We start from the raw sequence: 25,119 nt of genomic DNA, 5'->3' as shown, positions 1-25,119 counted from the left end.
GCGCCGAGGACCTTTCCGTGACATCCCGTACCTTTCCCGCCTATGGAGCTGCCGCGCGCCTGGCAACGGCCTGACCCGTTGCGCGGACTCGACAGGATTTCCTGGACCGAGGTCTACGACGGCCGGGGTGGCGCCGGTCGCGTGCCCCGTCTGCTGCGCTCCCTGATGGACCCCAGCGAGGACGTGCGGCAGAACGCGCTCTCACAGCTCGCTGACCGCCTTCTCACCGACGACACGGTGTCCGAGGCCTCGTTCTGCGCCGTGCCGTTCCTGGTGGAGCTGGGGGCGTCCTACAAGGTCGCCGGCGACGTGCGGGACCGGGTGATCTTCCTGCTGGCGGCCATGGCGTTAGCAGGCAAGGGCTTCACGGAGGACGGACGCCGCACGCACCGCAGGTGGAACGCTCTCGGCCGCGAACTGCCCCGCACGGCCCCGGACTGGCTGACGCAGACCCGGCACGCCGTCGCCCAGGGCGCGCCGAAGATCTTCGAGGCGCTCGCGTCCGAACGGGTTGCGTGCCTGGTCGCGCTGGCCTGCGCGGTGCCGGAGAAGCTGCCCGCGTTCGTGCACGGGCTGATCACGGACATGATCGACCTGCCGGGCGAGGAGATGCTCGCGGACGCCGCCGAGATCGGGGTGGCGCTGCTGAAGGACTCGCCCGAGTTGCTGGGCGTGGACCAGCCGAAGGTGCTGGGCGAGGGGCTGGTGCGTCCGGTGCACCAGCCGCCAGAGGTCGCCGCGGCCCTGATGGGCTACCAGTTCGCCCTCGTCTCCGCGTACGGGGACGAGGGCGCCTGGTGATCTTCTCTAGGCGGTGACGGCCTCTTCGATGGCCTGCTCGACCTGAACCTCGTCCTCGACCGCGACGGCGGGTTCCAGGGCACCGAGGCCCGTTCCCCACTCCTGGTCGGCCAGCGCGAACGCCGCGACCGTCAGCGCCGCCACGGGGGCGCCCACGGGCATGTTCTCGCGGTGCAGATCAAGATCGAGGCGGCCGCCGATCGGTGACGGGCTCAGCCGCAGCGTCGCGTGCGCGGGCTCGTCGGCGTGCGCGAGCCGGCACGCCCAGCCGGTGAAGATCACGCGGCGTTCGTCGACCTCGGTCGGCTGCACGGCCCGCACGTTGGCGCCCACGGCACCGGCGCGGTGGTTGTCCGCGGCCTGCAGCACGAGCTCCTCGAACTCCATCGAGGAGATGCCCAGGTTCCAGCCGGCGACCAGGGCGACCTGCACCAGCGCGAGCGGCAGCGTCGGGACGGCGTCCTCGAAGCACACCATCGCGCCGCCGTAGCGGGTGTTGATCTCGGTCGGCAGGAAGCCGTCCTCGGTCGCGATGCCGTCCAGCGTGAACGTGCCGCGGTAGCCGACGGTCTCGCGCAGGTGCTCGCCGACGCGGCGGGCCAGGTTGCGCATCTCGTCGCGGATCCACACGGGCGGGTCGTAGTACGACGCGCAGCCCGCGTAGAGGAACTTGGCCTGGCCCTGGCGGCGCGGCACGACCATCTCGATCGGGCGCAGCACCGCGGTGCCGTCCGGGAAGACGATGCCGTGCACGCTGACCGGAATGCCTTCCAGGAACGGCATGACGCGGACCTGGTCGCACTTGGGCGCGAGCACGTCGAAGGCCTCCATGGCCTCCTCGTACGACCGCACGCGGCGCACGAAGTTGGCGCCGCCGTTGATCGCGGGGCCGTCGCCGGACCAGACGACGCCGGCGCCGCGGTCCAGGATCTCCGAGGCGCCCCAGAGACGTTCGAAGTCGAGGTCGAACACCATCGCGGGCGCGCGGCGGGCGGACAGCTCGTCCCACAGCGCGTCGATGGTGGTCTTGTTCTCCAGCGCGACCCACTCGGGCTCCCGCGCGTTGAGCACGGGACGACCCTGGAACGAGCTGATCTCGTTGTAGGGCGTGCTGATCACGACCGCTTCGCTGCCGGGGTCGAAGTCGCGCAGGATCGCCTTGACCTCGTTGCCCGGCTTCGTGAGCAGCTTGCCGAGACGGCGCTGCTCGACGGCGACCAGGCTGCCCTTGATGCCCAGCGACACCCAGCGGGCGATCACGGAATCATGAAGCGGGGCATGATCGTCGGTATCGAGCACGAGCGTATGGCGAGCGCCGAGCGTATGCAGCTCATGCGCGCGCTTAGCCAGACGCGTGCCACCGGCCAGAACTACCAGCCGGTCACCGAACAACCTGCCGAGGCGCTCGTTGAGCGCTGAGAGGACATGATTCATCGCCGAAAACTCGCTTAAGAGAAGCGGAGGACGTGACCGGCGATCGCCGGGTGACGCGTAGCGTAGAGCCACCCGGTATGTGTGTCGAAGCACGGTCCGGCAACGGCCGGATGAATCTTGCGACGGGCCTGTCGGCTCAAGCCTCGAAGCAAGTGGATCAGTCGTTGGCGCGGGTGCTCACAGAGAGCGGGCCGCGTCCCGAAGGACCTGGTCAACGCGGGCGAGGAAGCTGCGCTTGGGGTTGATCGACGGCAACGGCGTGGTGAGCTCTGCGGGACCGGGCGCGGGTGCGGCTCCCACGATCTCGGCCACGTTGCGCAGGAACTCCTGCCGCTTGAACTCGTGCACGGCGTGATCGTGCAGGAGTCCGGCGATGCTCGTGTGCACAGCGCGATGGGGGTAACTCACTCGTGTGTTATCGGCGCAGTCTCCGTCGACCTTTAGGGTCAACTCGTGCGAGTTCTAGTGACCGGTGCCACTGGGTACGTCGGCAGGGTCGTGGTGCGTGAGCTGCGGGTTCATGGTCATGAACCGGTTTCGTCCCGTCAGCGCCTGTCAGAGCCGTTCGAGTTGGCCGATGTGGACGCCGTCATCCACTTGGCCGCGGTCGCCCGTGTCCGGGAGTCGTTCCTTGATCCACTCCCGTACTACGAGACGAACGTGGGCGGGACGCTGAATCTGCTCAAAGCCCTGAAGGGCCAACGATTCCTGCTCGCGTCGACTGGCACGGTGTACCGGCCGTCGGACGCCGTCCTGACCGAGGAGTCGGCCCGGGAACCCTCCTCTCCGTACGCCGCCTCCAAGGCCGCCGCGGAGGACCTCGTGGCGTGGGCAGCGCAGTCAGGGCAGATCGGGGCGACCACTCTCCGTTTGTTCAACGTCGCTGGAGGTGGTGACACGGACACCAGTCGAGTGATCACCCGGGCTGTCGCGTGCGCCGCCGGAACCGTGCCTGGCATGGACGTCTACGGCGACGGCGGAGCCGTGCGCGACTTCGTGCACGTACGCGACGTTGCTGCTGCCTTCGTCGTGGCTTTGGAGGCTTGTTCCGTGGGCACGTCGGCGGTCTACAACGTCGGGGCGACCGCTGCGTCCGTTCGGGACGTGCTGGACGCCGTCGCCGACGTGACGGGGCGGGCCGTGGACGTGACCTGGAAGCCCGCGCACGCCGGTGAGATTCGATCACTGCGGGCCGACTCGTCACGGCTGCGCGCGTTGGGCTGGGAGCCGCGTTCGTCGGCGTTGGAGGAGATCGTCAGGGACCAGTGGCTCGCTTCGGCACCGGCACCCGGTCCAGGTCCTTCGCGATGACGATCTCGCCGTCGAACTCCGCGGCCGCCTCGGCGTGGAACTCGGCGGGGTCCTCGTAGCGCTGGGAGAAGTGGGTCAGCACGAGCTTGCGGACCCGGCAGTCCTGCGCGACGCGGGCGGCCTGCTGGGCGGTGAGGTGGCCGTGGTCGCCGGCGAGCCTGGTGTCGCGGGCGAGGTAGGTCGACTCGATCACCAGCATGTCGGCGTTGTCGGCGAGCTCGAAGACGTTGTCGCAGAGCCTGGTGTCCATGACGAACGCGAACCGCTGGCCCTTGCGGGGTTCGCTGACGTCCGCGAGCTTGATGCCGTTGAACTCGCCCTCGGTCTGCAGCGTGCGCACCTGCGGGCCCTGGATGCCGTGTTGTTTCAGCTTCTCGGGGAGCATGCGGTGGCCGTCCGGCTCGATCAGGCGGTAGCCGACGCTGTCGATGCCGTGGTCGAGGCGGTAGGCCTCCAGCGTGCCGAACTTCCCGTTGGCGATCTCGCCGTCGTCGACCACCGGGACCTCTTTGATGTCCGCCGCGTCGTAGAAGGCGCTGGCGTAGCGGAGGCGTTCGAAGAAGTGGGCACCCGACTGCGGGTAGTGCGCGTGGACGGTGTGCGGGACGCGGTCCAGGGACAGCCGCTGGACGATGCCGGGGACGCCCAGGCAGTGGTCGCCGTGGAAGTGCGTGATGCAGATCCGGGTGATGTCGCTCGCAGCGGCGCCTGAGCGCAGGAGTTGCCTTTGGCTGCCGTCGCCCGGGTCGAAGAGGAAGCCCTCGCCGTCCCACCTGAGCAGATAGCCGTTGTGGTTGCGCTGGCGCGTGGGAACCTGGCTGGCCGTTCCCAGGACGATCAGTTCCCGGACTGTCACACCCTGACGTTAACGTCTGTCCCATGCGGAGCGTGGAAGTGGCGGCGTCGTGGCCTGTCGAGAACGTGGCGGTGGCCGTGGTGGCCCCGGACGGCGTGGTCGGCTCGTTGGGTGATCAACAGCACGTGTTCCCGCTCGCGTCCGTCACGAAGCTGCTGACCTCGTACGCCGTGCTGGTGGCCGTCGAGGAGGGCGCGGTCGAGTGGGACCAGCCCGCCGGTCCCGAGGGTTCGACCGTGCGGCATCTGATCGCGCACACGGCCGGTTATGCGTTCGACAAGGCCGAGGTGCAGGCCGCTCCCGGTACCCGCCGGATCTACTCGAACGCCGGGTTCGACGTGCTGGCCTCTTTTGTGGGTTCGGCGTGCGAAATGCCGTTCGCGACCTATTTGCACGAGGCTGTTTTCGCGCCGTTGGGGATGAATTCCTCGGCTTTGGTCGGCTCGGCCGGTGCCGGAGCGGAGTCCTGTGCCGCTGACCTGGCGTTGTTCGCCGCGGAGTTGTTGTCGCCGCGGTTGGTCTCCGCCGATCTGGTGCGGGAGGCGACTTCGGTCGTGTTTCCCGGACTGAACGGCGTGCTGCCCGGTTATGGCATGCAGAAGCCGAACGACTGGGGTCTCGGCTTCGAAATCCGCGATTCGAAGTCGCCGCACTGGACCGGGACTTCTTTTTCTCCCCGCACTTTCGGCCACTTCGGGCAGTCCGGCACGTTCCTGTGGGTCGACCCGGAGATCTCCGCGGCCTGCGTCGCGTTGACGGACCTGCGTTTCGGGCCGTGGGCGGTCGAGGCGTGGACGCCGTTCTCCGACGGCGTCCGCGCGGAGCTTCTCAGTCGGCGAGCCTGATCGCGAGCTGACGCAGGACCTCCTGCACGTCGGCTTCCTCATAGTCGTTCTCGTAGGCCTGCGCGACACCGTGGAAGGCGTAGAGCAGTCCCGCGGTGAACCAGCCGAACTGCGACAGCACCTGGTCCATCGCCTGCTTGAGGGCCTGCTGACCCGCTTCGTTCAGCTCGCCGTCGACCTTGACCTCGTAGCTGAACACGCCCTCCTGCAACGACTTGAGCGCCATCCGCAGGTAGTCGTTGGATCCGGCGCCGTCGTAGGTGAGCGTCAGGACGCCGAGCGCCCGCTGCATGATCTCCCGCTGCTCCACGCCGCCACTCTGCCTGGTGATCAGGCGTGCGTCACCTTCCGACACCCCAACGGACCCAGGCGGGGTCCTCGGGTTCGAGCCGCTGCTCGAAGGCCTCGGCGATCGCGTCGACGTCCCACAGGGCGTTCTCGAGGACGGGTTCCTTCGGCGAGGTCTGCCCCATGACGTGCAGGCGCCCGTTGGCGAGCCGGATGAGCTGCCCGGTGACCTTCGCCGCGAGGTCGCTCAGCAGGTACGTGACCAGCGGCGCGATCGTCTCGGGCGGCCCACCGGGCTTGGCCTTGGTGTCGGCCGCGGCCATGCGCGTCCAGGCGACGGGGCACACGGCGTTGACTCTGATGCCGCGCTCGTGGAGTTCGGCGGCCGCCCCGGCCGTGATGCTCGCCACCGCCCCTTTGGAGGCGCTGTAGGTGAGCGCCGTCGGCTGCCCGACCATCGCGACCGAGCCGAGGTTGACGATCGACCCGCCGCGCATGCTCCTGACCGCGGCGTTGGTGCAGTAGAGGGTGCCGAGCACGTTGATCTCGACGAGCTCGCGCATCGCACGGGGATCGTCCTGGCCGATCTCGGCCTGGTAGCGGATGCCGGCGTTGTTGACGAGCCCGTCGATCCGGCCGAACGCGGCCGTGCAGGTGTCGACCATGGCCTCGGCCTGATCGGAGTCCGCGACGCTGCCGGCGCTGACGACGGCCTTGCCGCCCTTGAGCGTGATGAGGTCGGCGACCTGCCGAGCGAGCGGCTCGTTCACGTCGTTGATCACCACCGCGGCCCCCTCGGCCGCCGCGTGGGTGGCGAACGCCCGCCCCAACCCCTGCCCGGCGCCGGTGATGACCACGGCCTTGCCCGCCAGTATCGCCATGCTTCGAGTGTGGCCATGCGGACCGCGGACCGCCCGTCACGTCGACGAACAGCCGCTACCCGCGCCGAACGGCGTACGTGGAGCGGCAACCGGTAGTGCCCGGCACACCAGGGCGTGCCGGGCCTGTCAGTGATCAGCCAGGTTTGCGCGCGACCCACCGCGCGACCGAGAAGACCCCGGCGGCACGAGCGGCGTCGAGCACGCGCTTCCCTTCGTGGATCACGGAGTCGTTCTCGCCGGCCGTGTACTCACCCCAGCCCTGACCGTCGTCCGGCGGCGTGCTGCCCCAGCACTCGACGTCCGGGTAGAGGTCCTCCGCGGCCTCGATGACGAACCCGGAGGCCGACATCATCTCGCGGTACTCGTCCAGCGTGCCGAGCTCGGGAATGGAGATGACCTCCTGCACCGGCCCGATGAACGGCGCGATCTGCTCCTCGGTCTGATACTCGCCGAACGGCCGCCGAACCCAGTCCACCCCGACCAGACAGGCGCCAGGCTTGAGGGCGCGGAACGCCGCGGCGAAGAAGGCGGCCTTCTCCGGCAGGTGACACACGGACTCGTAGAAGCTGACCATGTCGAGCGACCCGTCCGGCCACGCGATCAGCGACTTGTAGTCCTCGTCCCCCACAGTCAGAAACGCGGCCCGCTCACTCATCCCCTGCTCGGCCGCGTACGTGCGCGCCTGCGCCGAGAGCCACTCGTTGTTGGAGATGCCGACGACGTTCGCCCCGGAGATCTCGGCCATGTAGACCGCGGTCCCACCGACACCGCTGCCGAAGTCCAGCCCGGTCCCGCCAGGACGCAACCCCGCGGCGTCGATCTGCTTGCGCGCCAACGCCTTCGCCGCGTCCTCGGGCGACAGGCCGGCCCGTTCGGCCTCCAGGTCCCCGTGGTGCCAGAACTGCCCCATGAGCGCGTGGTAGGCGGGCCCTGCGTGGTCGTAGTACTCGCGGACCTGTTGCTCGACAGTGGTGTTCACCAAACCCGGCCTTTCGTGATCAGCCCGTCCGGACATGGATTCGCCGGTGCAGGGAGGCCCGCACCGGCGAATCCCAACGCTAGTGTCCGCTCGTCGGCGTTGTCCACGATCCCGGTTGTCGTACCAGAGGTGGATCTCGATGCGCTCCCGCAGTGCGATGCCCGCGCACGCGACGTCGATCCACTCTCGAACTCGTCCTGCACAGAAGAGTTCGGAGTGAACATGAACGTCGGCAAGTTGGCGGGTCTGGCCTTGGCGGGCCTGCTACCCCTGTCGCTCACGGGCACGGCGGTCGCCGCCGAACGCCCTCAGGTCGAGTGGGGCACGTGCGACCGCAGTGGTCTCCCGACTGGCCCGGACACGGAGTGCGGCAGGCTGACCGTGCCCGTCGACTACGCGAAGCCGTCCGGCGGGACGGCGAAGCTGCGGGTGTTCCGGAAGAAGGCCAAGACCGCCTCCAGGGGCACGATCCTGAACTTTCCCGGTGGCCCAGGCACCTCGGGCGACATCGGCTTCGGCATCCTAGGCCACGCGTTCCCTGGTTACGACCTGATCGCGCTCGACCCGCGCGGCGTCGGCGAGAGCCACCCGATGACGTGCGACACCAAGGCGACGCTCGCCATCCCGTACGTGGCGCCGACCGACAACGCGGCGTTCGAGGCGTTGCGCCGCAACCAGGAGAAGTTCTGGCGCTCGTGCACCACGGGCGTGCCAGGCCTGGACGCCCACCTCGACGCGTACACCAACGTGCGGGACGCGGACGCGTTGCGTCAGGCACTGGGCATCAAGCGCATCAACATCTACGGCTTCTCCTACGGAACGGTGTCGGCGGAGCGCTACCTGGAGAAGTACGGCCAGCACGTCAACGGCTCCGTGATCGAAGGCGTGATGAACCCGGCCCAGAGCCGCCGCGAGTTCATCTCCGCCGAGGCCGCGGGCCCGCAGGCGGTCTTCGACAAGTTCACCAGGTGGTGTGCGACGACGCCGGATTGCGTGCTGCACGGCCAGAATCCGGCCGAGGTCTTCCGCAGGGCGCAGCAGAACGCCGACGCGGGCCGCATCTCCGGCACGATGTTCGGCCTGCGCTGGTCCTCCGTCGCGGTCACGCGCTACTTCGAGAAAGCCAGTGGCGATTTCACTGATGCCGCGAAGGGCCTACGCGACCTCGCCGAAGGCCGCAACCCGCTGCCCGACAAGCCCGGTGAGGAACTTCCCGAACGCATTGAGTACACGGATCCCATCGTCTGCCAGGACTTCGCGCTGAACGTGGGCACGGTGCAGGAGGCCAGGCTGGACCTGGCGGCCACGAAGAAGGCCGCGCCCGTGCTCGGGTTCTCCACCAACGCCAGCAACTACACGGCGATCTGCCTCGGCGGCCCCAAGCCCGATCCCAAGGCATCATCACCCGTGTCGTCACGCAGCTCGCACTCGACGATGGTGCTCGCCAACACCCTCGACCCGATCACGCCCATCCGCTGGGCCGAACAGGTCCGGAAGCAGTTGGGCGCCAAGGGAGAGCTCGTCGTCACCGACCAGGTCGACCACGGCGGCGGGCTGGAAAACCCGGTGACGCTCAAGAAGGTCCAGGACTACATGAACCGCGTCAACTGATCCGCTGCCACTGAAACGACTCAGGGCCCTGCGGAAACTTCTCCACAGGGCCCTGAGTCAGTGCGCTCGGCAGGATTCGAACCCGCACCCTTCTGATCCGCAAGTCATTCAAGTTGCTTTCCAGGTCTCGCAACGCCGTCGACCGCGCGGACAGCCGTTCGGCCTTGCTTTCGAGGTGCTCCGCGCACTGCGCGGCGAGGCAGCGGCCATCGCGGCCGCGGCGCCTGCCAGTCGAGTCCATGGCTGCCGGAGTCACTGTCGCCCGCTGGCACGACGGTCGATCTCTCGGTGGTGTCCGGCCTCTCATCAAGGCCGGACACCGTTCGTCACCCGGCCGGCGTGGCCGCCCGGCGCACCGTGTCCAGAGCTTCGGCGAACTGGGCAAGGGCGCCGGCTGACAACGGCGCTCGCAACTGCCGATCGAGTTCGTCATCGAACGTGGCCCGGGCTGCCTCGAGAACGCTCCGGCCGACCGGCGTCAGTTCGACGATGGACGAGCGACGGTCCTCCGGATTTGGCCTTCGAGACAGCAGGCCGGACTTCTCAAGCCGATCGACAGCCTGACTGACGCCACCCACCGTGATGGCCAGAGCCTGAGCGATGTCATACACCCGGCACAGTGCTGTCGCCTCGACCACCATCAGGACGTTCAGGCCGCCGAGCGTGAAGTTGTGCTCACGCCGGAGCCGGGCGTCGACGGTGTTCCACAGCACCGTCTCGAACCGCACCAGATCATCAAAAGTCTTCCTCAGGCCGGCATCGTCCATGGTCCTACGTTAGCTTAGCCACAACTAGCTTAGCGCTAAGCTAGTTAGCGCTAACGTGTATTGACGGCGGCCCAGCAAGCGTCGCCACCACCTGCCGACAGGAACGATCATGAGCAAAGAGCAGCGCACCGCGATCCACGAACTCCTCCGGAACGCAGACTTCGATCTGGGCGGCGACGTCGACACCCAGCGATCCCTGCTGGAGCACATGCTCACCGCCCACCCCTTGCCAACCGATGTCCGCACTTCCACCGGCGAGCTCGGTGGCGTGTCCGTCGTGTTCACAAACCTGGCCGGCGTGGACGCCTCCGGAGTGCTCTTCCACCTGCACGGCGGCGGATTCGCTCTCGGCTCAGCCGCCGGATCGGTCGGCCTGGCCATGAGCCTGGCCCGCCTGGCCGGACTGAGCGCCGTCGCGCTCGACTACCGCCTGGCTCCGGAGCACCCCTATCCCGCCGCCGTCGAGGACGCGGTCAACGCTTACCGCGCCCTCCTCGAACGCGAAGGAGGCGCGGCGAAAATCGTCGTGACCGGTGAGTCGGCCGGCGGGAACCTCGCGGTCGAGCTGCTCCTGGCCATCCGATCAGCAGGGCTCGCACAACCGGCTGCAGCCGTGCTGTTCTCTCCGATGACCGACCTGACCGTGAGCGGGGAGAGCTTCCGCACCAAAGCCACCGCTGATCCGAACATCACCGCGGCGGCCATCCGCACCAGGGTCGCTGACTACCTGATCGGCACCGACGTCGATCCGGCCGACCCGAGGGTCAGCCCGGTCTTCGCCGACCTGACCGGCCTGCCCCCGCTTCTGATCCAAGCGGGATCGAACGAGGTCCTGCTGGACGACGCAACTCGCCTGGCGGCCCGGGCCGCAGCCGACAACGTGCCGGTGATCCTGGACGTCGTCCCCGACGTGCCGCATGTCTTCCAGGCGTTCGCTGCCGTGCTGGATGAAGGCACCGCGGCTCTCGACCGAGCTGGCCGCTTCATCCGCGATCACCTGCGTGGCTAGTGTTTTGAGTCTGTGATCTGCGCGGTTCGCAGCACGATGTCGGCGGCAGTTCGATCCAGACGCGAGGGCCTGGGTCGTTGGTCCAGCCGACCAGAACGCAGTCCGCCGTGACGGCTCAGCGAGAACCAGACCCATCACATGCACGGGAGCCGTCCGGAGTCCTCCCGCAGCATCGTGTCGATGGCCGGCTTGAACGAAACCAGCTTCGACGCCCGCGGCGGATAGATCTTGCGTTCCTGCGACCAGGCCGAGGTCAGCGCCTGCTTCATCGTCCACCAGCCCACGCCGTACCGGCGCTCGACCTCACGCCCTCGTCGATCAGCGACCGGTTCGAGCGGCTGTGCAACGCGGCTGGATTGCCACCGATCCGGCTGCACGACCTCCGGCACGGCCGCCATGCTGATGCCGGCAGCCGGTATCGACATGAAGGTGATCCAGAAAACATTGGGTCACTCGCAGATCCAGACGACCGCAAAACCCTCGGGCCCCTTTCGGGCCCCGACAAGATCCACATAGAAGGCGCGGGGGCGAGGAAATTGACTAGGACACAACAAAGCCCCAGCTAGACCGAGGTCGAGCTGGGGCTTGTGTAGTGCGCTCGGCAGGATTCGAACCTGCAACCTTCTGATCCGTAGTCAGATGCTCTATCCGTTGAGCTACGAGCGCGTGTATTCAATTATAACCGATCCCCTAGAGGCTCGGCCTTGCGGAGGCTCCGGGATTTGAACCCGGGATGGGGGGTTACCCCAAACCGCATTAGCAGTGCGGCGCCATAGACCAGACTAGGCGAAGCCTCCCGGGACCATCCTCGGCCACGGGACATAGGTTACACAGGTCGTCATCCGAGTTGCAAAACGCCCCCCTCCTTACTCAAAACCTGCTGGTCAGAGCATGTTCAGAGGGGTGGAGAGGGGCGTTAAACGCCTGGTCACCGCAGACGGAGTGACCTAGATCATTCCGCGGCGAGTTCCAGGAACGGTTGGAGGGACTCGGGATTGCGGAGTGCGCCTCGGCTGACGGCTCGGTCCGGGTCCATGCCGGCCAGGATCTTCTTGACCGGGACCTCGCACTTCTTGCCGTTCAGGGTCCTCGGGATCTCGGTGACGGCCACGAAACGGTTCGGGACGTGGCGGGGCGAGAGGGATGCTCGCAATTCTCGGCGCAGCAACGGTTCCACGTCGGCCAGCGGCACGCCGTCGAGGACCACGAAGCAGAGGAGTTCGCCTTCTGTGACGCCGCTGGTGTCGATGACCAGGGAGTCGACGATGCCGTCGATGGACTCGACCACGCGGTAGAACTCCGAGGTGCCCATGCGGACGCCGCCTCGGTTCAGGGTCGAGTCGGAGCGGCCGTAGATCACCGCCGAGCCTCGTGGGGTGATGCGGATCCAGTCGCCGTGGCGCCAGATTCCCGGGTATGTGTCGAAGTACGCGTCGCGCAGCTTCGAGCCGTCCTCGTCGCCCCAGAAGAAGACCGGCATGGACGGCATCGGCTTGGTGATCACCAGCTCACCGACGGCATCTTCCAGGACGTTGCCGGCGTCGTCGTAGGCGTGGACGGCTGCTCCCAGGGAGCGGCAGGAGAGTTCGCCCAGCCAGACCGGGCGGTCCGGGGAGGCGGCCACGAACGCGGTGCAGACGTCGGTGCCGCCGGAGACCGAGGCGATCTGGACGTCCTTGCCCACGGCGGAGGCGATCCAGCGGAAGCCTTCCGGGGTCAGGGGTGCGCCGGTCGAGCCGACTACGCGCAGGCCCGTCAGGTCGTAGCGGGACGACGGGTCGAGGCCCTCCTTCAGGCACGACTGGACGTACGGGGCCGAGGTGCCGAAGTAGGTGACCCGGTGTTGTTCGGCCAGGTGCCACAACGTGTTCAGCGACGGGAACGCCGGGCTGCCGTCGTACAGGACGATGGTGGTGCCGACCATGAGGGCGCCCACCAGGTAGTTCCACATCATCCAGCCCGTGGTGGTGAACCAGAAGAACCGGTCGCCGGGGCCGAGGTCGCTGTGCAGGCCGAGCATCTTGAGGTGTTCCAGGACGATGCCGCCGTGGCCCTGGACGATGCCCTTGGGCAGGCCCGTGGTGCCGGACGAGTAGAGCACCCAGAGCGGGTGGTCGAACGGCACCGGCGTGAACTCCAGCTCGGCGCCCTCGTGCGAGGACACCAGCTCGGAGAACGACAGCGTGTCCGGCAGCGAGGCGCCGTTGTCCAGGTAGTCGATCAGGACCGTGGCGCGCAGGCCGGGCAGTTGCGCGCGGATCTCCTCGACCACCGGGCGGCAGTCGAACGACCGTCCGTTGTAGACGTAGCCGGAGACGGCGACGAACACCGCCGGCTCGATCTGGGTGAAGCGGTCGGCGACGGCACGCGCGCCGAAGTCCGGGGAGCAGGACGACCACGTGGCGCCGAGCGAGGCGGCCGCCAGGAAGGCGATGAGGGCCTCGGGGGCGTTCGGCACGAGCGCCACCACCCGGTCGCCCTCGGAGACGCCCAGAGAGGCCAACGCGGCCCGGAAAGCGGCCACGCGGGAACGAAGCACACGGAACGTCAAAGAAGAGGCGACGCCGTCTTCGCGATGGAAGATCACGGCCAGGTCGTCGTCGGCACCGCGGCGCAACGCGTGCTCGGCGTAGTTCAAAGTCGCGCCGGGGAACCACTCCGCGCCGGGCATCTCCGTGGAGCCCAGCACGCGAGATGGCGAAGTGTGGAACTGGACGTCGAAGTACGAAGCTATGGCGCCCCAGAACCCCTCGAGGTCGGAGACTGACCACTCCCACAGCGACTCGTAGTCGGGGAAGTCGTGTCCGCGGCCTTCGAGCCACGTCCGGAAAGCGGACATCCCGTTGTCCCTTGTGGGGTCCGGGCGCCACAGCAGTTCGACGTCGGTGTCGGTCATGCCCCATGTCTAACTGAGGCACAACCGAACGTCCATGTGTGATTGGCGGACTTGCGGTAGCCCGCTGGTGTGGAACTATCCCGCCGCGATCAGTTCGTCGACGGCGCTGGTCAGCCGGGAGGCGTCGGCGGGAGCCAGCACCAGCCAGCCGTCCTGCCTGCGCAGGAGGTACCGGCCCTCGCGCGTGTCGAGCCACGAGACCGAACGGCCGGTCGGGCGGGGCACGCCGTCGCGGTTGCGGGCGGTCAGGCCCAGTTCGCCGCCGCCGATGCGGGACGTGACGATGCGCATCAGGTTGTGCGCCTCCGGCTCGCGGATGCCGACACCGCGCAGGACGTCCAGGAACGCCTGCTTGCCATCCTGCTCACCCGCCTGACCTGCGCGGACGTAGTCGTCCCAGCGCACGTTCACGGCACGGCCGGAGCCCGGCGCGAGGCCTGGCAACGATGACACCGTGGCGGAGGCCAGCGACGTCGGGTGGAACGGGTACAGGTGCACCTCGCCGTTCACGCGGGCGGCGAAGGAACCTCCCCAGCCCGCGCAGGCGATGCCGCGAGCCAGTTCGGTGCCCTTGAAGTACGCGATCTCCAACGCGCGGTCGAACTCGCCGAGACCGCTGACCAACGCGCGAAGATCGGGATCCGGACGCTGCACCGTTCCCAAACGACGAGCCTGCAACGTCTGCGAGCTCTCTTCGACGAGACGCTGCCGCGCCGCTCGGGTGGCCCCGAAGTGGGGCGTCCCGAGCGGCACGACGCGGTCCTCGCCGTGCACGGCTTGCCACAGCAGGAAGAACTCCTGCGAGCTCACCGTGAACTGGCGTTCTCTCACTGACCGATCACCGGCGGGGCCGCCTTGCGGTCCAGGCCGAAGACGTTGTCGTCCTCTTCCAGGTAGCTCGCCGTCTTGTGTTCCTTCGAGTCGTTCTGGCCGCCGGCCGCACCGGGGGCACCGGCCATCGGCGCGCCGCCCATCGCGAGCGGGTTCTGGAACGCCTTGGTCGTGTTGCCGGGCGCCGCCGAGGCCGCGGCCGCCGCACCACCGGCGCCACCACCACCGCGCGAGCCCTCGCTCACGCCGGCCGTGCCACCACCGGACGCGGCCGCGCCACCAGCGCCACCGCCACCGGAGCCCTGGTTGCCGGAGTTGGAGCCGAACGGACGAGCCATGCCACCGCCGAAGCCACCGAACCCACCGGCGCCACCACGACCCGCACCACCGAACCCACCGGCGCCACCACCGCGCGAGGACGCGTTCGTGGTGCCGCGGTTCTGGTTCTGCGTGCCGGTCGCGACGGGACCACCGGCGCCACCAGCGCCGCCGGCGTTGGTGCCGTCCGGCCCCGTGTGCGAGCGGTTGGTGAGATCCGTGCCGGTCGGCGTCGGGTTGATCGGGTTCACCGGAGGCGTGAACTGCGACGGCACGGTCTGGTCGACCGCCGCCGAGTTGCGCTGGAACGCCGCCATCACGTCCGCCGCGAGACGGTGCGAGGCGTCGTTGGCCGCGAGGGTCTCGACCGGGCTGGCGCCGACGGTGTCGAAGCCCGCGAACGCGCTGGGGTTCTTGGCGACCAGGGCCGGGTTCTGCAGAGCCGTCGCACCGAAACCGTCGACCTGGTCGACCATCACGAGGCGGTCCGACGTGTTCAGGATCGGCGTCGGCAGCTTGGTCTCCGCGGGCACCGGTGACGCGGGCGCCTGGGGAGGCGGCGGCATCGCGGCACGCGCGGCCTCGACGTTGCTGGTCTCGGTCGTGATCGCGGCCGACACCTTCGTCGCGTAGTTCGCGGTGTCGTCGACCCAGTTGGTGACCTCGGTCAGGCCGTCCCGCGCGAGCCGCGCGGAGTCGCTGTCCCAGCCGACGGACGAGTCCTCGACGGCCTTGAGCAGGCTCGTCCGCACACCGGCGATGTCCTCGCCGATCTTCTGCCAGTTCGTGGCGGCGGCCTGCGCACCGGCGAGGTTCACGCCCGTGTGCACCATGTTGTAGAGCTGCTCGTGCGTGTACGTCATCCAGTCGACCGGCTCGTGCAGGTCGTTGCGGTCGTACTTGTCGTCGTCATCGTGGTGGTTCGACGACTTGTTGTCCTTGTCGCCGTTGCCCTTGTTGTCGTGCGATCCGTGACTCACCAGGACCCCCCGGCGTTCTTCATCGACTTCTCGGCTTCTTCGTCGGCATCGCGGATGGTGTCGCGGTTGCGGCTCAGGGCGTTGCTGATGTCGTCGAGGACCTTGAAGAGGTCCAGCAACGCCTTCGCTGCGCCTGAGTCCTCACCGACCGCCAGGTCGGAGAACCGCGCGCTGATCGCCTTCGCGACCGGGTTCTCCCCCAGTTGCAACGGTGTGGCGAGCTGATCGGTCGCGCGCTTCCACAGGTCCATCACCTGGTCCCGGGCCGCATCGACGGCCTTGATCAACGCGTCCGCCGCGTCGACGTCGAGCGTCAGCTTGCCGCTGTCCGCCGCCGCGTCGAGCTTGGCCGCGGCGTTGCTCGCTTCCGCCTTGTCCACCAGCAGACCTTGCTGGAGAACAGGTTTCGCCGCCGCCAGCTGTTCAGCCGTGATCGGCGCGGTGACCGACGTCGTGACGTCGGGTGTCACCGGCGGGGTGTCCGCGCCAGTCGTTCCGGTGGTCCCTGTCCCAGTTCCTTCAGCCATCCGTCATAACCCCCTGCACTGCATATAACTCGTCACCGCAGCACTGGGCGTTACTCACTGCTACACCCAGTCAGCCGTCCGAAGCACTCCTTAGATGTACCCGGACGACGGTTCGGTTCCAATCCGCCGTAAAGACCCTTACCTCATGTGAGCGTCGAACCAGTTCAACGCACGAACCCACGCTTCGTCACTGGAAACGTTGAAACGGACCAGATCTGACGCAGTTTCGGAGCTGATCACAGCATCGCGAAGCTTGCTCACTTCTTCCGAGTCCTCGTCGCTGAAAATTCCAAGCCACGGGCACGTGAGGTCGCCGGCCACGTCCACCAGCGCGGGAAGACCGTCGGAGAGCGGTTCGAGGATGCCGGGCGCCTGCACCGTGACCGCGGCGCCGATCGTGCGGCTCGCGGCTACCACCATGGCGACGGTGCCGCCGATGTCGAACCCGACGACGCCCATCCGGTCGGCGCTCACGCCCTGCTGGCCCAGCCAGACGAACGCGACGTCGGTGTCGGCGAGCAACCGGTCGCCGGAGAGCTTGCTGACCTGGTCCTTGATGTCGTCGCCGTGCACGCGGTCCTCGTTGTAGAGGTGCGGCGCGATCGCGAGCCAGCCCTCGTCGGCGAGGCTGCTGACGAGCGTGCGCACGCCCGCGGTGATGCCACGGGCCTCGTGCAGCACCACGAGTCCGCCCCGCACTGCGGAGTCGGGTTCGGCGATCGTCACCCGCAGCTCACGGCCGTCGGTGAGGGAAAGCGTCTCGATGCGGGTACTCGTCATCGCCCTACCCTTCCACGACGGGGTGAACTCCAGTCAACGTGACCAATCGGACGGAGCAATGCGAGGATCGGGGACATGACCGTGCGAACCCGTGCTGACCTGGCGTCCCTGCCGTCCTACGTGCCCGGCAAGAGCATCCCCGGCGCCATCAAGCTCGCGAGCAACGAGGTGTCCGCCGGACCGCTGCCGAGCGTCGTCAAAGCGATCTCCGAGGCGGCCTCCGGCATCAACAGGTACCCCGACTCGGGCGCCGTCGAACTCACCGGACGGCTGGCCGACAAACTCGGCGTCCCCGCCGACCACCTCGCGATCGGCTGCGGCTCGGTGACCCTGTGCCAGCAGCTCGTCCAGGCCACCTGCGCCGACGGCGACGAGGTGCTGTTCGCGTGGAGGTCGTTCGAGGCCTACCCGATCGTCACGCACGTGGCGGGCGCACAGCAGATCCGCGTGCCGTTGAACTCGGAGCACACGCACGACCTGGACGCGATGCTCGCGGCGATCACGCCGAGGACGCGGATGGTCTTCGTCTGCAACCCGAACAACCCGACCGGCACCGCGCTGCGCACCGAGGAGATCGAGGCGTTCATCGCGAAGGTGCCGCGCGACGTGCTCGTGGTGCTCGACGAGGCCTACAAGGAGTTCGTCGACGACGCGCACATCCCGGACGGCGTCGAGCTCGCGAAGCAGCAGTGGGCCGCGGGCCACAACAACGTCGCGGTGCTGCGGACGTTCTCCAAGGCGTACGGCCTCGCGGGCCTGCGGATCGGCTACGCGGTCGCGCCGCCGGTCGTCGCCGACGTGCTGCGCAAGGTCTACGTGCCGTTCTCCGTGAACGCGTTGGCGCAGGTGGCCGCGATGGCCTCGCTGGACGCCGAGGACGAGCTGATGGTCCGCTGCCGCGCGATCGTGGCGGAACGCGGCCGGGTGCGCGGCGAACTGCTCGCGATGGGCTACGACGTGCCGGAGACGCAGGCGAACTTCGTGTGGTTGCCGCTGAGCGAGCGCACCGCCGCGTTCAACGAGCACTGCCTGGCGCACAAGGTCGTCGTGCGCGCCTTCGTCGGCGAGGGTGCCCGCGTGACGATCGGCGAGCCGGACGAGAACGACGCCTTCCTGGCCGCCGCCCGCGCGTTCACTTCATGAGCAGCTGAACGATCGCCGCGACTCCCACCACCACGATGACGCCGCGCAACACGGCGGGTGGGAGTTTGCGGCCGATCTTGGCGCCGATCTGGCCGCCGACCACGGACCCGACGGCGAGCAGCAGCACGACCAGCCACGCCACGTCGGCGATGAAGATGAACATGACCCCGGCGACGAGGTTCACGAACGCGGTCAGCACGTTCTTCAGCGCGTTCATCCGCTGCAGGTGCTCGCTGACGAGCACGCCCATGATCCCCATGACCAGCACGCCCTGCGCGGCACCGAAGTAGCCGCCGTAGATGCCCGCGGCGAAAACGCCGAACCACAGCAACAGACCGCCGTCGTTCTCACTGCGGCGGTGCGAGAGCTTGCGGTTGAGCCACGGCTGGATGACCACGAGCACCAGCGCGATCACGATCAGCACCGGCACGATCGCGGTGAACGCCTTGGCGGGCAACGTGACCAGCAGGATCGCGCCGACGATGCCACCGAGGATCGACGCGGGCAGCAACCGCTTGATGCGGTCCGCCTGCCCCTTGAGCTCCTCGCGGTAGCCCCACGCGCCGGACAACGAGCCGGGCACGAGGCCGAGGCTGTTGGACACGTTCGCGACCACAGGCGGGTAACCGACGGCGAGCAACACGGGGAACGTCACGAGCGTGCCGCTGCCGACGACGGTGTTGATGCCGCCTGCGAACACACCCGCGATCACCACCGCGACTGCTTCCCAGACCGTCATGTCCACCCCCGTACCCACTGGTTAGCGACGCTAACACTCCACTCGGGACGACAGAGTGTGGCGCTTATGACAGCAGGCCCGGCACTCAGAGTGAGCGCCGGGCCTGCTGTCGGGTGTTCCGCTAGGCGACCTTGCGCCTCATCGCCGCGCCCGTCATCACGAGCAACGCGCCGAAGAGCACGAGTCCGAGCACGCCCACGCCGGTGTTCGCCAGCGCATCCGTGTTCTTGGTCGCCGGCGCCAGGATCGTGCCGTTGCTCCAGCCGCCACCGTTCCCGCCAGCGCCTCCGGGAGTGACGACCGTCGGGTCGGTGACCTCGGGGCCACGCTCGATCCAGATGTACGACGGCCACTGGCGACCCCGGACGTTGCCGAAGGGCTCACCCTCGCCGAGGTCGATGACCTTCCACGGGCCCACCACCAGCGGGACGTACTCGCCGACCGGCAGGTCCGGGAAGGTCCAGGCACCCTGGGCGTCCGTGGTCGTGCTCACGACCGGCTTGCCGGTGTGCGGGTCGAGCAGCACGAGCTTGACGTTCGGCACCTTCTCCGGCGCCATCCAGTCGCCGGTGACCACGAAGCCGGTGAACGTCTCCGTCGCACCGGGCACCTTGCTCGTGGCGGACGCGTGCGGGTTGCCGTTGCCGTTCTCCGGCCCGAACGAGCAGCCGACCGTGACGTAGCCCCAGTCCGGCGACGACGCGGGCAACGCGGTGCTGAAGTGGACGTCGAACGTCTGGCCCGCCGCGATCTGCACACCGGCGGCGCCCCTGCCCAGCTGACCCCACTCCGGAAGGTCGTTGCCGAGGTAGGGGCCGTGGCTGCCGCCCCCGCACTCCCCCTTGACCTGCAACGACTTCGTGGTGCCATTCGTGATCGACACGGAGACGCCGACGGCGTCGCCGGCCTGGTACTCCGGCTTGTCGAACTTGATCGACGCCTTCAGCTCGTCCGACAGCGGCCGGACCAGCCGCACCCGTGCCGTGCCCTCGTCGCCGGGGTTCACCACGACAACGCGATCGGCCTCGGGGGTGTCCTGAATCCAGCCGGAGTCGCGGTCGTACTGATCCGAGGCGGAGTACATGCCCGCGGGCACGTCGGTGACGCGGATCCGGCCGGAAGCGTCGGTCGTCGCCTCCTTGTTCACGTGCGGCTTGCCGCCGCCGACCCGAACCTTGCGGTTCGCGAGCTCCTCACCCGCGTCCGGCTGCCCGTTCAGGTTGCGGTCGCCGTACACGAGGACCGCCACGGAACCGGTGCCCCAGCTGACGTCCGCCCGCGCCTCGGCCTTGTTGTTGTCGCGGTTCGGGTCGCCGGTCTGGGATCCGACCTCGGCCACGTAGCTCACCTTGCGGAGCTTGTCGGCGTCGTCGCCCCCGTCCCTGAGCCGGCCGATGAACGTGGCCTGCTTGCTCTCACCGGGGTAGAGCACGATCTCGGGGTCCAGGAACCTGCGGAGCTCCGCGTAGTCGAAGTAGGGCTCTTGCTCGTTGTGCGGAGTGCCGTTCCAGCGACCCCGCGCCGGCTCCGCGCCGGTGCCGATGTTCTCGACCTTGAGCGTCATGCGCACCATGTCGGAGAGGTCGTAGTTCGACTTGTCGAACGAGACCGAGACCTTCAGGTCCGGTGCGAAGACCGTCGGGTCGTTCACGACGGGACCGCTCACCACGTCGAGATCGGCGACGACCTCCTGCTCGGCGATGACGTCGACCAGCCGGTGCACGCTGCCGTCCTCGAGCTTCCAGCCGCCGACGACCTGGAAGGCGACCTTGCCCTGGCGCAGGTTCTGGATCCGCCACGAGCCGTTCCAGTCGGTCCACGACTGGCCGACGATCCGCTTGGTCGCGGGGTCGATCGCGACGATCTTGGTCGAGGCGATGCCGGAGCCGTCCACGCGGAGGTGGCCGGAAACCGTGCCGTAGATGCCGGCGACGTCCGCCCCGACCGTGAGGCCGGGGTTCGCGGAGCCGTAGCCGGCGCCAGGACCGTCGGCGTTGCGGCCGTCGACGCTGAAGGCGCAGGCGAAGTAGACCTTGCCGTTCGGGAAGTCGACGTCGGGCACGGTGTCGGTGACCGTGAACGTCTTCGTCTCACCCGCGGCGATCGTGACGCCGCTGCGGTCCGGGCGCAGGTCGCCCCAGCCGTCGCCGGTGCCGTCGAGGGTCGCCGGGTCGTTCTCCGGGTCGCAGACGGTGACGAGGTCGGTGATCGGCGTCGTGCCGTTGTTGCGCAGCGTGACGCTCACCGAGATCGGGTCGCCCTTGGCGTACCTCGGCTTGTCGAACGAGTGGCCGGAGATCCACAGCGAACGCGAGAGCGCCGGCACGGCCTGCAGCGCGACCTCGGTGGTCTCGCCCTGCTTGACGGTGATGAACTGGCCGGGCTTGACCGTCAGGGAGTTGGGGCTGCCGGAGCTGCTGCCGGTCCACCGCACCTGGTAGGTGCCAGGCGGAACGTCACGCATCGTGAATTGGCCGCCGTTGGACGTCTGGCCGGAATTCGGGAACGCGGGACCACCGCTCAGCTTCAGCGTCTGCCAGTCGATGCCCTCGCCGGGGCCCGCGACGCCGTTGCCGTCGCGGTCCTCGAACAGCACACCGCTGATCTGGCCGCCGTTGCTGACGATCTTCGTCTCGGCTCGTGACAGGTTGTCGTTCGGCGTCTTGTCGGTCGCGCCCTCGGCCCAGGTGCGAACGGTGAGCGCCACGCTCGGGACGCCCCACTGCGCCGTGGCACCGAGCTTGATCACCTTCTCCTCGCCGGGAGCCAGGCTCGGGCGGGAGATCAGGTCGTCGACGCCCGTGGTCAGGTTCATCGACAGGACCTCGCTGGCGAACCGGATCTGGTTCGCGGCGACGTCACCCTCGTTGCGAACGGTCACCGTGACGCCCAGCGGCTCGCCCATGGAGTACTCGGCGCGGTCGAACTTCACGGAGATCTTGAGGTCCGGTGCGGCCTGCTGCGTCGCCTGCTTGGGCTCTTCCGCCTTCGCGGGCTCGCTGGGCGGCGTGACCGGCGTGCTCGGGACGGACGTGCTCGGGACGGGCGGGTTCTCCTGCGGAGGCGTCGAGGTCGACGGCGGAGCGGGGTCACCCGACGGCGGCGGGACCGATGGGTCGCTCGACGCGGGCGGCTCCGGCTCGTTCGACGGCGGCGGCGTACTCGGTGCGGTCGTCTGCGTCGGTTCGACGGTCGACGTCGGTGTTTCCGGCTCCTGCGCCTGCGCACCGCCGGTGGCGGTGCCGAACGCGAGGACGGCAGCGGTGGTCAAGGCCCCGAATCTGAGCAGGGCACGGCTGACCGATCTCTCGGACACTAGGAATCCCCCATAGACCCCGTAGGAATGGTCTGCCTGAGCATCAAGCCCCCGCACGTGCCCGGCAGACTCGGGCAAAGTACCGGATCAACGACATTTCAGGAAATGATTCCTGCCTCGGTCAGGTCCTGCGGCGGCCGGCGACCCTGGCACCGATGCCGAACGCCACGAGGAGCGCGGCGACCAGACCGAGTCCGAGCACACTGGCGCCGGTCCTGGCGAGCGCGCCCTTGGTGCCACCGCTGGAGTGCTGCTGGGCGGGCGGCGGGGTGGCTTGCGGCACGGGCACCACGAAGAGGTCGCGTTCCGTCAGTTCGCCGCCCCTGATGTCCGTCTTGCCCTCGTCGCCCTCGAACCTCCACGATCCGTCGACCGACGCCCAGAACTCACCGGGCGGCAGCTCAGCGAAGCGCATCACCCCGTCCGCGTCCGAGACCGCCTCCGCGAGCTGGAAGCCGTACTCCTTGTCGGTCATCAGCAGGACGCGGGCGCCGGTGACGGCCTCTCCGGGGTCCACGACGCGGTTGTTGTTGCGGTCGTGCGCGAGCCTGCCCTTCAACGAACCGGTCCCGCTCTGGACAGCGGCCCAGTCGAAGGCGAAGGGAATGTCGCTGTTCTCGACGGGGTCCGGCCCGAAGCGGCAGGCCAGCGCCGCCATCTGCCAGATGGCGGCGCCCGCGGGCACCGCTTCCTCGACAACGATCGTCTTCGTCCCGCCGGCGGCGAGCGTGACACCGGGACTGTCCTCGCGGAGGTCTCCCCATCCCGGCGGCATGGGGTTGTCGAAGTTGCCGCCGAAGTGGTGCACGTCGCCGTTGAAGTTGCACATGGCCTTGATGCCGCGGATCTCGCGGTCGGTGGTGCTGACGAACCTGATGGTGATCTTGGCGGTCTCCCCCAGCACGTAGGAGGTCTTGTCCAGCTCGGCGGTCGCCGTGAACAGTTCGGTGTACGGGCGCTCTGCCCGGACGGTCAGGTCGAGCGGCTTGCCCGGTTCGACCCGCACCGTCGAGTCCTGGCTCTCGGCGTGCACGATCCACCCGCCGGCCAGCCGGAAGCTGATGTTGTAGTCACCGGACGGGATGCCCTTCGCCGAGAACCTGCCCTCGGAGTCCGTCACGACTTCGCGGGAGTCGTGCGGAGCCCCGCCGCTGAGCGAGACCACGGCGTCAGGGGCCGCCTCGCCCTCGTCGATCCGCCCGTTGCGGTTCTTGTCGGTGTAGACGACGCCACCGAGATCGCCCTTGGTCGGCACGACCTCGGCCGTGGCCCGGAAGCGGGAGAGGTCCGCCATGCCGAGGTGGGCGACGGCCCCCACCACCGCGAGCTCGCCGTCGGCGATGGCGCTGATCTGGCCCGAGACGCTGAGAGTGCGGGACTCGCCGGCGGGAATCCGCCCGCCGCCGAAGTACGGTCTGAACTCTCCCCACTGCTCGGCCGGCAGCGACAGTCCGTCGAGCCATTCGACCCAGACCCGTTCGGCGGTCTGGCCACCGATGTTCGTGATGGTCAGCTCCAGGTGAACCGTCTCGTGCGACTCGTAGCGAGGTTTGTCCAGCTTGACCTCGACCCGCAGTTCCGCAGGAATCGCAGGCTTCAGGAACCGGACCCCGCCGCCGCCCTTCCCGGTGATGACCACCCGCTCCTGTCCCGCTTCGGCGAACGTCCACGGCCCGTTGACGAAGGCCCGGTACTCACCGATCGGCAGGCCGGCGAACTCGATCCGGCCGTCCGCCCCGCTGGTGGACTCGGCGGCGAACTCCCCGGTCCGGCTGTCCAGCAAACTGACGTGGAGGCCCTCGAGCGCTTCGTCCCCCTCGATGCGCGAGTCGGCGTTCCTGTCCTCGCCGAACACCATGACGTACGCGCCCGTACCGCCGCTCGCCCGCGCCTGGACGCTGATCATCGGACCGTCGGTGTTCCAACCGGCGTTGGGAGCGAACCGGCAGAGGAGACCCACCGCGCCCAGCAGGCTGGCCGCTTCGGGGATCTCCTCGTCGATCGTCATCGTGAACTTCTGCCCGGCGTCGAGCGTGAGGCCGTTCGCCAGGAGCGCGTCCCAGCCCCTGCCGCGGCCGAGTCCCTCCGGCTTGCTCCGGCTCTCGCACTGCGGCTTGATTCCGTAGATCTTGCGGTTGCCGACGTTGTGGAAGTTCAGCGTGATCCTCGCGGTCGCCGGAAGGCGGTAGTTCTCGCGGTCGAACGTCGCGCTGACCTGGATCTGCTCGCTGTACGGCCGCTCCGCGCGCGCCGTGATCCGGGTCGTCTCGTTCGCCTTGACGTCGATCAGGTCACCGCCGGGATTGACGTGGTGAACCACCCAGCCGTCGTCCAGCGAGTAGGTCGGCGCGTACGTGCCGGGCGCGAGGTCGCGGAAGACGAACTTCCCGTCCGCGTCGATGGTCGTGGAGCGCTTGGCCGGTTCGCCTGCGCCCAGGAGCTCCACGAAGCCGCCCGAGACCGCCTCGCCGGGGTCCTGCACTCCGTCGCCGTTCTTGTCGGCGTACAGCACGCCGGAGACGCTGTCCTGCTGAGGAGCCTGGGCCGGCTGCGGTGGCGGCGAGGGCTCCGAGGACGGCGACGCGGATGTCCCGGTGGGCGCGGGCGATGTGCTCGCGGGCTCGGACTGCGCGAAGGCGGTGCTGCTGAAAGCCAGTGCCACGACGGTGGTGAGAACACCGATCTTGAGCATGGCACGGCTGATCGAGCTATCGGACAACGGTTCCCCCCGAGTCCCCAGTGACGTGCGGAAAGTACCCCAGGAACAGGAGCTGCCGAAAGGGTCGGAAGCAGGCTGAAAATGCGTT

23 protein-coding genes and 2 tRNA genes are annotated in these 25,119 nt (G+C 68.5%); 7 read left to right on the top strand and 18 right to left on the bottom strand.

Annotated features, from left to right (window positions below; all coding sequences use genetic code 11):
- Positions 1-42: 42 nt before the first annotated feature.
- Positions 43-801, top strand: a complete 759-nt coding sequence (locus ACH413_RS17520; protein ID WP_360047931.1) for a hypothetical protein — start codon at positions 43-45, stop codon at positions 799-801.
- A 6-nt stretch (positions 802-807) separates the two neighbouring features.
- Here the strand turns inward: ACH413_RS17520 and ACH413_RS17515 are convergent, their stop codons facing one another.
- Positions 808-2,061 (bottom strand): hypothetical protein, encoded by a 1,254-nt coding sequence (locus ACH413_RS17515; protein WP_360047932.1) that lies wholly within the window; start codon positions 2,059-2,061, stop codon positions 808-810.
- Between the two features lie 18 nt (positions 2,062-2,079).
- On the opposite strand from ACH413_RS17515, the gene ACH413_RS17510 reads away from it, so the two are divergent.
- Complete coding sequence (locus tag ACH413_RS17510) at positions 2,080-2,220, top strand: hypothetical protein (RefSeq protein WP_360047934.1); 141 nt, start codon at positions 2,080-2,082, stop codon at positions 2,218-2,220.
- Positions 2,221-2,412: 192 nt separating this feature from the next.
- Here ACH413_RS17510 and ACH413_RS17505 read toward each other — a convergent pair whose 3' ends face one another.
- Positions 2,413-2,622, bottom strand: coding sequence for a hypothetical protein (locus ACH413_RS17505; RefSeq protein WP_360047935.1), 210 nt, complete (start codon positions 2,620-2,622; stop codon positions 2,413-2,415).
- 66 nt (positions 2,623-2,688) lie between these two features.
- Between ACH413_RS17505 and ACH413_RS17500 the strand changes: the two genes are divergently transcribed.
- Positions 2,689-3,546 (top strand): NAD-dependent epimerase/dehydratase family protein, encoded by an 858-nt coding sequence (locus tag ACH413_RS17500; protein ID WP_360047937.1) that lies wholly within the window; start codon positions 2,689-2,691, stop codon positions 3,544-3,546.
- Here the strand turns inward: ACH413_RS17500 and ACH413_RS17495 are convergent.
- On the bottom strand, positions 3,491-4,402 hold the full coding sequence (locus ACH413_RS17495; RefSeq protein ID WP_360047938.1) for a ribonuclease Z: 912 nt from the start codon (positions 4,400-4,402) through the stop codon (positions 3,491-3,493). The two genes, ACH413_RS17500 and ACH413_RS17495, sit on opposite strands and share 56 nt — an antisense overlap.
- A 23-nt stretch (positions 4,403-4,425) precedes the next feature.
- Here ACH413_RS17495 and ACH413_RS17490 point away from each other — a divergent pair, with 23 nt between their 5' ends.
- A complete protein-coding gene (locus ACH413_RS17490) occupies positions 4,426-5,247 on the top strand; it encodes a serine hydrolase domain-containing protein (RefSeq protein ID WP_360047939.1) in 822 nt (273 codons plus the stop codon).
- On the opposite strand, the gene ACH413_RS17485 is transcribed toward ACH413_RS17490, so the two are convergent.
- The 3 genes from ACH413_RS17485 to ACH413_RS17475 form a co-directional block, all read right to left on the bottom strand.
- Complete coding sequence (locus ACH413_RS17485) at positions 5,231-5,602, bottom strand: hypothetical protein (RefSeq protein ID WP_330271611.1); 372 nt, start codon at positions 5,600-5,602, stop codon at positions 5,231-5,233. The genes ACH413_RS17490 and ACH413_RS17485 overlap by 17 nt on opposite strands.
- The gene (locus ACH413_RS17480; RefSeq protein WP_360047940.1) at positions 5,589-6,416 is read right to left on the bottom strand and encodes an SDR family oxidoreductase; all 828 of its coding nucleotides are present in this window, start codon (positions 6,414-6,416) and stop codon (positions 5,589-5,591) included. The genes ACH413_RS17485 and ACH413_RS17480 overlap by 14 nt, the downstream gene beginning before the upstream one ends.
- A gap of 133 nt (positions 6,417-6,549) precedes the next feature.
- The gene (locus ACH413_RS17475; protein ID WP_360047942.1) at positions 6,550-7,395 is read right to left on the bottom strand and encodes a methyltransferase domain-containing protein; all 846 of its coding nucleotides are present in this window, start codon (positions 7,393-7,395) and stop codon (positions 6,550-6,552) included.
- Between the two features lie 222 nt (positions 7,396-7,617).
- Here ACH413_RS17475 and ACH413_RS17470 point away from each other — a divergent pair, with 222 nt between their 5' ends.
- Positions 7,618-9,006, top strand: coding sequence for an alpha/beta fold hydrolase (locus tag ACH413_RS17470; RefSeq protein WP_360047943.1), 1,389 nt, complete (start codon positions 7,618-7,620; stop codon positions 9,004-9,006).
- A 326-nt stretch (positions 9,007-9,332) separates the two neighbouring features.
- Here the strand turns inward: ACH413_RS17470 and ACH413_RS17465 are convergent, their stop codons facing one another.
- On the bottom strand, positions 9,333-9,773 hold the full coding sequence (locus tag ACH413_RS17465; RefSeq protein WP_360047945.1) for a MarR family transcriptional regulator: 441 nt from the start codon (positions 9,771-9,773) through the stop codon (positions 9,333-9,335).
- Positions 9,774-9,882: 109 nt separating this feature from the next.
- On the opposite strand from ACH413_RS17465, the gene ACH413_RS17460 reads away from it, so the two are divergent.
- Positions 9,883-10,782 (top strand): alpha/beta hydrolase, encoded by a 900-nt coding sequence (locus ACH413_RS17460; protein WP_360047947.1) that lies wholly within the window; start codon positions 9,883-9,885, stop codon positions 10,780-10,782.
- A gap of 134 nt (positions 10,783-10,916) precedes the next feature.
- Here the strand turns inward: ACH413_RS17460 and ACH413_RS17455 are convergent, their stop codons facing one another.
- From ACH413_RS17455 to ACH413_RS17420, 8 genes are all read right to left on the bottom strand, one after another.
- Entirely contained in the window at positions 10,917-11,207 is a 291-nt protein-coding gene (locus ACH413_RS17455) for a hypothetical protein (RefSeq protein WP_360047948.1), read from the bottom strand.
- Positions 11,208-11,375: 168 nt separating this feature from the next.
- A tRNA-Arg gene (locus tag ACH413_RS17450) sits at positions 11,376-11,448 on the bottom strand.
- Between the two features lie 41 nt (positions 11,449-11,489).
- Positions 11,490-11,579: transfer RNA gene (locus ACH413_RS17445), tRNA-Ser, on the bottom strand.
- Between the two features lie 155 nt (positions 11,580-11,734).
- Entirely contained in the window at positions 11,735-13,678 is a 1,944-nt protein-coding gene (locus tag ACH413_RS17440) for an acetoacetate--CoA ligase (RefSeq protein ID WP_360047950.1), read from the bottom strand.
- 75 nt (positions 13,679-13,753) lie between these two features.
- On the bottom strand, positions 13,754-14,509 hold the full coding sequence (locus ACH413_RS17435; protein ID WP_360047952.1) for an ESX secretion-associated protein EspG: 756 nt from the start codon (positions 14,507-14,509) through the stop codon (positions 13,754-13,756).
- Positions 14,506-15,807: a PPE domain-containing protein gene (locus tag ACH413_RS17430; protein WP_360047953.1), complete on the bottom strand. Its 1,302-nt coding sequence runs from the start codon at positions 15,805-15,807 to the stop codon at positions 14,506-14,508. The genes ACH413_RS17435 and ACH413_RS17430 overlap by 4 nt, the downstream gene beginning before the upstream one ends.
- Positions 15,804-16,277 carry a hypothetical protein gene (locus ACH413_RS17425; RefSeq protein ID WP_360047955.1) on the bottom strand — a complete coding sequence of 158 codons (474 nt, stop codon included), beginning with the start codon at positions 16,275-16,277 and terminating at the stop codon, positions 15,804-15,806. The genes ACH413_RS17430 and ACH413_RS17425 overlap by 4 nt, the downstream gene beginning before the upstream one ends.
- 195 nt (positions 16,278-16,472) lie before the next feature.
- On the bottom strand, positions 16,473-17,114 hold the full coding sequence (locus ACH413_RS17420) for a dienelactone hydrolase family protein (RefSeq protein WP_360047956.1): 642 nt from the start codon (positions 17,112-17,114) through the stop codon (positions 16,473-16,475).
- Between the two features lie 75 nt (positions 17,115-17,189).
- Here ACH413_RS17420 and hisC point away from each other — a divergent pair, with 75 nt between their 5' ends.
- Positions 17,190-18,257, top strand: a complete 1,068-nt coding sequence (gene hisC / locus ACH413_RS17415; protein ID WP_360047958.1) for a histidinol-phosphate transaminase — start codon at positions 17,190-17,192, stop codon at positions 18,255-18,257.
- Here hisC and ACH413_RS17410 read toward each other — a convergent pair.
- The 3 genes from ACH413_RS17410 to ACH413_RS17400 all read right to left on the bottom strand — a co-directional run bounded on the left by ACH413_RS17410 (position 18,247) and on the right by ACH413_RS17400 (position 25,031).
- A complete protein-coding gene (locus tag ACH413_RS17410) occupies positions 18,247-18,996 on the bottom strand; it encodes a sulfite exporter TauE/SafE family protein (protein ID WP_360047959.1) in 750 nt (249 codons plus the stop codon). The genes hisC and ACH413_RS17410 overlap by 11 nt on opposite strands.
- A gap of 121 nt (positions 18,997-19,117) precedes the next feature.
- Positions 19,118-22,267: a carboxypeptidase-like regulatory domain-containing protein gene (locus tag ACH413_RS17405; protein WP_360047960.1), complete on the bottom strand. Its 3,150-nt coding sequence runs from the start codon at positions 22,265-22,267 to the stop codon at positions 19,118-19,120.
- A 166-nt stretch (positions 22,268-22,433) separates the two neighbouring features.
- Positions 22,434-25,031 (bottom strand): SdrD B-like domain-containing protein, encoded by a 2,598-nt coding sequence (locus tag ACH413_RS17400; protein WP_360047962.1) that lies wholly within the window; start codon positions 25,029-25,031, stop codon positions 22,434-22,436.
- Positions 25,032-25,119: the final 88 nt, after the last annotated feature.

This window comes from Lentzea sp. NPDC020367 (assembly GCF_044387305.1).
GTDB lineage: Bacteria > Actinomycetota > Actinomycetes > Mycobacteriales > Pseudonocardiaceae > Lentzea.
This window is presented reverse-complemented; position numbering and strand designations above follow the sequence as displayed.